At 36.9% G+C, this 10,211-nt stretch carries 9 protein-coding genes; 6 read left to right on the top strand and 3 right to left on the bottom strand.

The genetic code is table 11. The annotated features are described in order from the left end of the window. Positions 1 to 45: 45 nt before the first annotated feature. Entirely contained in the window at positions 46 to 246 is a 201-nt protein-coding gene (locus V7149_RS01315) for a YlaI family protein (protein WP_315668405.1), read from the bottom strand. Positions 247 to 446: 200 nt separating this feature from the next. Here V7149_RS01315 and V7149_RS01310 point away from each other — a divergent pair, with 200 nt between their 5' ends. Further along, positions 447 to 902 carry a pyridoxamine 5'-phosphate oxidase family protein gene (locus V7149_RS01310; protein ID WP_335343877.1) on the top strand — a complete coding sequence of 152 codons (456 nt, stop codon included), beginning with the start codon at positions 447 to 449 and terminating at the stop codon, positions 900 to 902. A gap of 81 nt (positions 903 to 983) precedes the next feature. Here V7149_RS01310 and V7149_RS01305 read toward each other — a convergent pair whose 3' ends face one another. After that, entirely contained in the window at positions 984 to 1,583 is a 600-nt protein-coding gene (locus V7149_RS01305) for a YhcN/YlaJ family sporulation lipoprotein (protein ID WP_335343876.1), read from the bottom strand. 184 nt (positions 1,584 to 1,767) lie between these two features. On the opposite strand from V7149_RS01305, the gene V7149_RS01300 reads away from it, so the two are divergent. Continuing rightward, the gene (locus tag V7149_RS01300) at positions 1,768 to 3,096 is read left to right on the top strand and encodes a PhoH family protein (RefSeq protein WP_335343875.1); all 1,329 of its coding nucleotides are present in this window, start codon (positions 1,768 to 1,770) and stop codon (positions 3,094 to 3,096) included. Between the two features lie 46 nt (positions 3,097 to 3,142). On the opposite strand, the gene V7149_RS01295 is transcribed toward V7149_RS01300, so the two are convergent. Continuing rightward, positions 3,143 to 3,643, bottom strand: coding sequence for a peptidyl-prolyl cis-trans isomerase (locus V7149_RS01295; RefSeq protein ID WP_335343874.1), 501 nt, complete (start codon positions 3,641 to 3,643; stop codon positions 3,143 to 3,145). A gap of 145 nt (positions 3,644 to 3,788) precedes the next feature. On the opposite strand from V7149_RS01295, the gene glsA reads away from it, so the two are divergent. From glsA to pyc, 4 genes are all read left to right on the top strand, one after another. Then, positions 3,789 to 4,718 (top strand): glutaminase A, encoded by a 930-nt coding sequence (gene glsA, locus V7149_RS01290; protein ID WP_335343873.1) that lies wholly within the window; start codon positions 3,789 to 3,791, stop codon positions 4,716 to 4,718. A gap of 91 nt (positions 4,719 to 4,809) precedes the next feature. Further along, positions 4,810 to 5,091, top strand: a complete 282-nt coding sequence (locus tag V7149_RS01285; RefSeq protein ID WP_335343872.1) for a YlaN family protein — start codon at positions 4,810 to 4,812, stop codon at positions 5,089 to 5,091. Positions 5,092 to 5,414: 323 nt separating this feature from the next. Next, on the top strand, positions 5,415 to 6,617 hold the full coding sequence (locus V7149_RS01280) for an FtsW/RodA/SpoVE family cell cycle protein (RefSeq protein WP_335343871.1): 1,203 nt from the start codon (positions 5,415 to 5,417) through the stop codon (positions 6,615 to 6,617). 109 nt (positions 6,618 to 6,726) lie between these two features. Further along, the gene (gene pyc, locus V7149_RS01275) at positions 6,727 to 10,167 is read left to right on the top strand and encodes a pyruvate carboxylase (RefSeq protein WP_335343870.1); all 3,441 of its coding nucleotides are present in this window, start codon (positions 6,727 to 6,729) and stop codon (positions 10,165 to 10,167) included. Positions 10,168 to 10,211: the final 44 nt, after the last annotated feature.

Raw genomic sequence — 10,211 nt, 5'->3', positions numbered from 1 at the left:
GTCTTGTGCTTGTCGGGGGTGGACAAGGCGCTTCCGCTTTTCTTGTTACCATTCTTCTTCCTTTACTTTGCTTTGGTACAATTTAAAGTTGCCAGTTTCCATTCTTTTTTGGGTATTTGCTGTTATTCTAGCTTCACAATCCTTACACATATAAGTATGGATCGGCCTGTTCCTAAGTCTTTTTGCCTGAAATGATTGATCTTCAATGGATTCAATTTTATCACATAAAACACATTTAACTCTCATCGCGTACACCTCAAAACTATTTTCATAAATGATTTATTCATTGCCTTGTAATCCTATTCGTTTGGTAAGTTCACTAAAGCCTATTATAATTATATATGATGTATATCTTTAATACGACTTTCTTTTTGTATGCTGATAATATGTATCGGTTGAAAGTTAAGGATGGGCATAATATGATGTAGAATGAAGGAGGAATTTGAATGGCAAATCAAGTAGAACCAAAATTAATTAAACCACTTTTTGATGCATTGCAGCAAGAAAGGTTTGTCACGTTATCGACAATTGATTTCGAAACGGGCGGACCAAATGTTAGTGCCATTTCATGGGTACTGGCCAAAGATGAAGGGACTATTCAATTTGCGGTTGATAATCGTTCAAGAATTGTTCAAAACATAAAAGAGAACAAAAAGGCGGTAATTAATTTAATCGCAAATGAATCTACATATTCCATAACAGGAGATGTTACTGTTAAGGAGGAAAAGCTAGATGGTGTTCCATTAAAGCTTGCTCTTCTAGAATTGTCTATTCATGAAGTACGGGATGTCATGTTCTACGGTTCCAAGATTATTTCTGAACCCCAATATGACAAAACATATGATAAGGATGCAGCAGCACGTCTAGATAAACAGGTAATGGACGCAATGAAAAAGGCCTAGTCGAATGACTGGGCCTTTTTCGTGCGCTATTAGAAATTGTCATCGACAAAGTCCATTGGCCGCTTTTCCTTATTTGATTACTTATTCATGTTTATCCTTAAAGTGGTTTGACTGTTCTTCTTGTTCATTCTCAAGCTTTCGTTCATCAGGATTATTTAATTTCTTTTTCGGTTCCTCTGGGGCATTCTTTGGTCTAGGATCTATAATGTCTGCTGGAATTTCAGGCATTAAACGGCCGGCAATGTCTGCTAATTCATTCATTATTCCTTGAATAGGCTTCCCGTTTTGAATATCATCTGAAATTTCTCTTAAACGTGCATTTATGTCAGGATCAGCAATGATAATAGCTCTTGCTCCGTCAGGATCATTTTTCAAGCTTTCCGCTACTGAATATTTAATGGCACCAACCTCTGATCTCTCCAAGTTTTTGTTGACATCAATTCCGACAATCGCATATCGGCCGAGAACAACTGCGGTAGCATCGTTTACATTAGGAATGCTTGTAGCGAGGTTGACTAAACGCTTTGAGATATGCTGCCCAGTTGTACGATCAACTTCTTGTATAGTACTGTTTTTGACATTTACTAAATTTTGATTTGGATTTTCTTGGCTTTGATTATTATTGATTCCACATCCCGCCATCAGTATGATTGCAAGTCCGATAAACAACTGCTTTTTCAATTTTCACCATCTCCTATACTTAGGCTTTAGCTAGTCCATTTCAGAAAGCTAAAGCATTATTAAAGGAATCATTAACGGTTATTGTGCAAAATTTCGTCTATCTTTATACGGTAAATCATATATTTTACCAAAGTTCCATTCGTTCCACTGTTTAATAGACCTAAGAGGAGCAGGAGGCATCAGATTGAGTAAAATATATGTGTTAGATACAAACGTCTTGTTACAAGATCCGCATTCAATTTTTTCCTTTGAAGAAAATGAAGTGGTTATTCCAGCCGTAGTGCTAGAGGAAGTTGATTCGAAGAAAAGATATATGGACGAGATTGGCAGGAATGCAAGACACGTATCAAGGCTGATTGACAGCTTTAGGGGTACAGGAAAACTTCATGAACGAATTCCTCTTGAAAATGGCGGAAGCTTGCGAATTGAATTAAACCATCGTTCATTTCAACAGTTACAAGATATTTTTATTGAAAAAACGAATGATAATCGAATTTTGGCAGTAGCAAAAAATTTATCATTAGAGGAAGAAACAAAGGAAGATGGAAAAACGGTCATATTAGTAAGTAAAGATGCACTCGTAAGGGTTAAAGCAGATGCAATCGGTCTAATAAGTGAAGATTACCTTAGTGATCGGGTTATTGAGAATGATCACCTATATACTGGATTTTTGGAAGTATATATTGCGAAGGAAACGTTGAATCGTTTTTATGAAAAGGGTGAGCTTTCCATCTCAGAAGCCGTCACTTTTCCAGTATTCCCTAACCAATTTCTTGTAATGAAGGATGCATTAGGATCATCGTCGTCAGCAATAGGAATTGTAGATAAAACAAGAAAAAAAGTTAAGAAGCTTATTTTTGATTATGACCATATATGGGGAATTAAACCTAGAAATGTTCAGCAAACGATAGCCATGGAACTTCTATTAAGAAAGGATCTTCCTCTTGTTACCTTAACAGGGAAGGCAGGAACCGGAAAAACACTTATTGCTCTTGCCTCTGGACTTATGCAGACAGAAGACTATGGATATTACAAAAAGCTGCTTGTAGCCCGCCCGATTGTACCAGTTGGAAAAGATATAGGCTTTCTGCCTGGTGAAAAAGAGGAAAAGCTTAGGCCATGGATGCAGCCGATTTTTGATAACCTGGAATATTTATTTAATGTTAAAAAGCCTGGGGAGTTGGATGCCATATTGGCTGGGATGGGTTCCATTGAAGTTGAGGCATTAACTTATATTAGAGGAAGGAGCATTCCAGATCAATATATCATCATTGATGAAGCACAAAATTTAACAAAACACGAGGTTAAAACGATTCTTACACGCGTAGGAGAGGGAAGTAAAATAGTGTTAATGGGAGATCCTGAACAAATTGATCACCCTTATTTAGATGCTTATAATAATGGATTAACATACGTGGTAGAGAGGTTTAAGGACCAAACAATCGCGGGTCATGTTAAGCTCATAAAGGGAGAAAGATCTGGACTTGCACAATTAGCTGCTGATCTATTATAGCGTCCAGTATGAAGAAGGGGCGGAATTATCGCCCCTTCCGCAGGGATTAACTGATCTTCAAAGCTTTAACTTTTTTTATTGGGTTATCTTTATTTCTTCCATCGCTATAATAAACATAAACCGGACCATCCTCTTTTAAAGGCTTGCCATTAATGGAAAAGCCAAGAATTAGCCCCATGCCCTCATGAAGGGGCATACTTATCTCTCCTTCTTCTTCACTTACAATAATGAGTGTGGCTGCATCTCTTTCAGGTTCTGCATTTTGGATAAATGGTTTTAAAGGGATGCCAAAAGTTCCATTCAATACTTTTTCCTTTTCAAATTTCTTTTCGGTTTTTAAAGTTGGGGGAAAAACAGCACCTTCCATAATTTCTCTATCCCAATGCTTGGAGATTGATTTTGTATATTCCTCAAGACCATCCTGCAATTCTTGATCCGTTTCAAAAAATGATAATAAATCAACTCGGCGATCATCGAATATCCAAACCCCTGGATCAAGTGTAATCGAATATTTAACTTTCCCGCTTAATGAAATAATATTTTCCATTAAAATTCCTCCTAAAAAGGCAAAAAACTTATTTACAAAGGTAAGTATACAGATTATTGATGGAATTGTCATACATTCGTTCAAATGATAAAATGGAAATTCCAGTATCAACCAAAATATTTAGCGATGTTTGGGGGAAGTTCCGTTGGTATGTCAAACAAATGAAGACTTACAAATGATTGTAAATGACGTTTATTCAATAACAGAGGAAGGAAAGGTAGCAGATTATATTCCAGCGCTTGCCAAGGCAAACAAAAGTGATTTATCTGTTGCCATCTATAAAAGTAATAATGAATGTCTCTATGCGGGTACTTACACGAAAAAATTCACATTACAAAGCATCTCTAAAGTCCTTGTATTAGCACTTGCCTTACAAGACAGGGGTGTTGATTATGTGTTTGACAGAGTTGGAATGGAGCCGACTGGAGATCCTTTTAATTCTATTTCGAAGCTTGAAACCTCTATTCCATCAAAGCCTTTAAATCCGATGATCAATGCCGGGGCACTTGCTGTTACAAATATGATAAAAGGGAATAATGAAGCTGAAAGATGGGGGCGAATCCTTCAATTTGTACAATGTTTAGGAATCAAGAAGGATCTGACATATGACAAGGAAGTGGCTGCCTCTGAGCTTGAAACCGCATGGCTTAATCGATCATTATGCTATTTTATGAAGCAGCATAAAGTGATAGAAGGAGATATCGAAGAATTAATGATGCTTTATACGAAACAATGTGCCATCGAAATGAATTGCTTTGAATTAGCGAAGATAGGAGCGGTTTTTGCTTTAAATGGAATTGACCCTGAAACAGGTGAAAGGCTTTTGCCTTTGGAAATTGCAAGGATTTGTAAAACGTTTATGGTCACTTGCGGGATGTACAATGCTTCAGGAGAATTTGCTATTAAAGTAGGAATACCAGCGAAGAGCGGTGTTTCTGGAGGCATTCTCGCTGTCGTTCCCGATAAGTTCGGGATCGGTATATTCGGTCCTTCACTCGATGAAAAAGGGAACAGCATAGCAGGTATAAAGTTGTTAGAGGAACTTGCTCTGCGTTATGATTTTAGTATATTTTAAAGGGATTCAATCCTTATTATTCTTGCTTTTTTCTCATCTAAAGTATAAAATTTATAGATAAGATAATCGCTCGGAAATGGGGGATTGAAAGTTGGCTTCAGAAATGATTATTGACCATAAGGAAAGAGCAAATGCCCTATTAAAGGCTGACGCAGATAAAATATTGAAATTAATTAAAGTGCAGATGGACAATCTTACCATGCCTCAATGCCCTTTATATGAAGAGGTGCTTGATACGCAAATGTTTGGGTTGTCTCGGGAAATAGATTTTGCGGTCCGTCTTGGCCTCATTGAAGAAAAAGATGGAAAGGCAATTATGGCTGAATTAGAAAAGGAACTATCTATTCTGCACGATGCCTCTGTAAGAAAATAAAAAGAAACGCGACGTCCTTTCGCGTTGTCGACACTTGTACGTCCTGTACATCGGGGGTAGGCGCTGAAGCTGGACAGTAGAAAAACTCAAACATTCTAAATGGATTGTTTGAGTTTTTTTATAATTAAATTAGTATAACTCAAACATCTTGAGTATGACTGAAAAGATATAAAAAATGTAAAAAATAATTTAATTAGTATGACATAATTATAGATTTTTCGTAAATAGTGTGTTACATTTATAACAACTTTTCTTCGATGCAGGATGTTTTAATGCTTTAATTGAATAAATTACTCTACATAGAAGATAAGGGAAGAGGTCGAATGTTAAAAAAAATCTTAAAATCATATGATTATACTTTGGTTATTGCTGTTATACTATTATCGGTTTTTGGCCTGATCATGATTTATAGTGCAAGTATGGTTACAGCTGTACAGCGCTGGGGGTATCCAAGCGATTATTTTTATGATAAGCAAAAGCTTCATCTTATTTTATCAGCAATTGCATTTATGTTTATGGCTATTTTTCCGTATAAAGCAATGTTAAGCAATAAAATTCTCGTACCAATGGTTTTTCTTTCATTAGCTGGCTTATTTGCAATCTATCTTTTTGGACATGCTACCAATAATGCTCAGAGCTGGTTTAAGTTTGGCAGCAGAAGTATTCAGCCTTCTGAATTTGTTAAACTCACAGTTATTATTTATTTATCTGCTGTATATGCAAAGAAACAATCTTATATAAACGAGTTTAATAAGGGAGTAGTCCCCCCGCTTGCTTATTTGTTTCTTGCTTGTTTATTTGTAGCAATTCAGCCTGACTTTGGAACTGCTGCTATCATTTTTGCTATTGCTGTGGTTATCATTTTTTCTTCAGGTATGAGCTATAAAAATGTCCTTAAACTTGGTACTATTGGCATCCTAATTGTAGCGCCTCTCGTACTTATCATGAAGGATAAGATTTTTACAAAGGTACGTATGGGGCGTATAGAAGCATTTCAAGACCCATTTCAAACCGATTTTGGCTACCATTTGGTTAATTCATATTTAGCACTCGGTGCTGGTGGACTAAAAGGTTTAGGACTAGGCCAAAGTATTCAAAAGCTAGGATATTTACCTGAATCCCATACTGACTTTATTATGGCGGTTATTGCTGAAGAGCTTGGTGTTTTTGGTGTTTGCTTTGTATTACTTCTTATTGGATATTTAGTTCTTCGAGGGTTGTATATAGGGCTAAAATGTATGGATCCTTTTGGCAGTTTACTAGCAATTGGGATTTCTAGTATGATAGGTATTCAATCTTTTGTTAATCTCGCTGGAATCTCAGGCGTTATTCCTTTAACAGGTGTTCCGTTGCCTTTCATAAGCTACGGAGGATCATCCATTTTACAGCTTTCTATGGCAATGGGGATTCTTGTCAATATTTCGATGTTTGTTACTTATGAACAAAAGTATAAAGGGACTGCAGAGAAAGAGCAGCAGGGGCAAAAAAGAAATGTTCTAAATCGGGTCTATCAATATCGTAAATAAGTGTCAGTATATCTGCACTTGTTAATAAATTACGGCTAACGGCTATACAACAGCCGTAGCACAGCTTCAATTTCCAGAAAAATCAAAAAGTAAAGATGAGGTGTTTCTCTTGAACCAACGTATCAACAAAGTGTTAGTGGCTAACAGAGGTGAGATTGCTATTCGGGTATTTAGAGCATGTACTGAATTAAATATCCGGACAGTAGCTATATATTCGAAAGAGGATTCTGGATCCTATCATCGATATAAGGCAGATGAAGCCTATTTAATAGGAGAAGGAAAAAAACCGATCGATGCCTATTTAGACATTGATGGAATTATTGAAATTGCTAAAAATAGTGATGTAGATGCTATTCACCCGGGTTACGGATTTTTGTCCGAAAATATCCATTTTGCTATACGTTGTGAGGAAGAAGGGATCATCTTTATTGGCCCGGAATCTCGTCACTTGGATATGTTTGGAGATAAGGTTAAAGCTAGAACACAAGCACAGCTTGCAGAAATCCCTGTTATCCCAGGCAGTGATGGCCCAGTAAACGGTTTAGATGAAGTAATAAGCTTTGGAAAGAATTATGGATTCCCAATTATTATTAAAGCTTCTCTCGGCGGCGGCGGCAGAGGGATGAGAATTGTTAATAATCTTGAGGAAGTTAAGGAATCATACGAACGTGCAAAATCAGAAGCTAAAGCTGCATTTGGCAATGATGAGGTTTATGTTGAGAAATTTATTGATAAACCGAAGCATATCGAGGTTCAAATCATTGGAGATAAGCACGGAAATATCGTTCATTTATATGAAAGGGATTGCTCCGTACAACGCCGTCACCAAAAAGTAGTTGAAGTTGCCCCATGTGTATCTCTTTCTCCTAAACTAAGAGATGAGATTTGTGAAGCTGCATTGAGATTGATGAAAAAGGTTGACTATATTAATGCAGGTACAGTTGAATTTTTAGTATCTGGTGATGAATTTTTCTTTATCGAAGTGAATCCGCGTGTCCAAGTTGAGCATACAATTACTGAAATGGTTACAGGGATTGATATTGTTCAAACCCAAATTTTTGTTGCAGCGGGCCATTCTCTTCATAGTGGAGTAGTTGGAGTTCCAACACAGGAAAATATTCATGTGAATGGGTATGCCATTCAATCTCGTGTAACAACAGAAGATCCATTGAATAATTTTATGCCTGATACTGGAAAGATTATGGCTTACCGATCTGGCGGTGGCTTTGGAGTTCGGCTTGATGCGGGTAATGGGTTTCAAGGTGCGGTTATTACACCTTACTATGACTCATTGCTTGTTAAATTATCAACACAGGCAATGACTTTTGAACAAGCTGCTGCAAAAATGGTTCGGAATCTTCAGGAGTTTAGAATCCGCGGAATCAAAACAAATATTCCATTCTTAGAGAATGTAGTAAAACATGAAAAGTTTATTAAAGGGGAGTACAACACTTCCTTTATTGACAAAACTCCAGAGTTATTCTTGTTCCCAAAACGAAAAGATCGTGGAACAAAAATGCTCTCATATATTGCGAACGTTACAGTGAATGGTTTCCCTGGTATTGAAAAAAGAAAGCGGCCAGTATTTGATCAGCCAAGAATACCGACATTAAGCAGCGAATTGCAATACAAGCAAGGAACGAAACAAATTTTAGAACAACATGGAGCTAATGGTCTTGTTAAATGGATAAAAGAACAGAAGGAAGTACTTCTTACTGATACAACATTCCGTGATGCTCATCAATCATTATTAGCCACCCGTGTTCGAACAAATGATATTAAACAGATAGCTGAACCAACAGCAAAATTATTGCCAGGTCTGTTTTCTTCTGAAATGTGGGGAGGAGCTACATTTGATGTCGCCTACCGCTTCTTGAAAGAAGATCCTTGGGAAAGATTGCTGACGTTAAGAGAGAAAATACCAAATATCTTATTCCAAATGCTTTTACGGGGTTCTAATGCTGTTGGCTATGCGAATTATCCAGACAATGTTATACGTGAATTTGTTGAAAAGTCATCACAAGCTGGAATCGATGTATTCAGAATTTTCGATAGCCTTAACTGGATCAAAGGGATGGAAGTAGCGATTGATGCTGTACGCCAGAATGGGAAAATTGCTGAAGCTGCTATTTGTTATACTGGTGATATTACCGACCCTTCAAGATCGAAATATCATATTAATTATTATAAAGAGTTAGCTAAAGAACTTGAGAATCAAGGTGCGCATATTTTAGGCCTTAAGGATATGGCCGGCTTATTAAAACCGCAGGCAGCCTACCAGTTAATTTCTGAATTAAAAGATACGGTCAATATTCCAATTCATCTTCATACACATGATACAAGTGGAAATGGAATATTTATGTACGCAAAAGCAATTGAAGCTGGAGTTGATATCGTTGATGTTGCTGTTAGTTCAATGGCGGGATTAACCTCGCAGCCTAGTGCCAATTCCTTATATTATGCATTAGAGGGTACTGACCGAAAACCAAATATTAATATCGATGCTTTAGAACAATTATCTTACTATTGGGAAGATGTAAGAAAATACTATCGAGATTTCGAAAGCGGTATGATTTCTCCACATACAGAAATCTATAAGCATGAAATGCCGGGTGGTCAGTATAGTAATCTTCAGCAGCAAGCTAAAGGTGTGGGGCTTGGGGAAAAATGGGATGAAGTTAAGGAAATGTATTCCCGTGTAAACCTTATGTTTGGTGATATTGTAAAGGTTACACCATCTTCTAAGGTAGTTGGGGATATGGCATTATATATGGTTCAAAATCAATTAACAGAAGAAGATGTTATTAATAAAGGGATGACTTTAGATTTTCCAGACTCAGTTGTTGAGCTATTTGAAGGATATCTTGGGCAGCCATATGGCGGATTTCCAAAAGAACTTCAAAAGGTAGTCTTGAAAAATAAAGAGCCAATTACAGTTCGTCCTGGGGAGCTATTAGAAGATGTTGACTTCGAAGCATTGAGAGAAAAGCTCTTCAAAGAGCTTGGCAGACAAGTGACAAGCTTTGACATGCTTGCATATGCCCTCTACCCAAAGGTTTTTATTGATTATACTAAAATAGTAGAGAAATTTTCGGATGTCTCTGTCCTTGATACTCCAACCTTTTTATTTGGAATGAGGTTAGGTGAAGAGATTGAGATAGAAATAGAGACTGGAAAAACATTAATTGTAAAGCTTATTTCAGTCGGTCAGCCACAAGCTGATGGAACAAGAATTGTCTATTTTGAATTGAATGGGCAAGCTCGTGAAGTTGTTATTAAGGATGAAAGTATTAAAGCAACAGTAGTGTCAAAAATAATGGCAGATCCACATAATGAAAGCCATATTGGGGCATCGATGCCAGGAACGGTTATTAAGGTTTTAGTTAAAAAGGGCGAAAAGGTTGAAAAAGGCGATCATTTAATGATTACAGAAGCAATGAAAATGGAAACAACCGTACAAGCTCCGTTTTCTGGAGTAATTGAAGATATTTATGTTTCAAACGGGGAAGCCATTCAAACAGGGGATCTGCTAATCGAAATTTCAAAATAAAAAAGGAAGAGTTGCAGTTGAAATGAACTGCAACTCTTCCTTTT

Origin of the sequence: Bacillus sp. JJ1503 (assembly GCF_036965125.1) — a bacterium.
Lineage (GTDB): Bacteria > Bacillota > Bacilli > Bacillales > Cytobacillaceae > Cytobacillus.
This window is presented reverse-complemented; position numbering and strand designations above follow the sequence as displayed.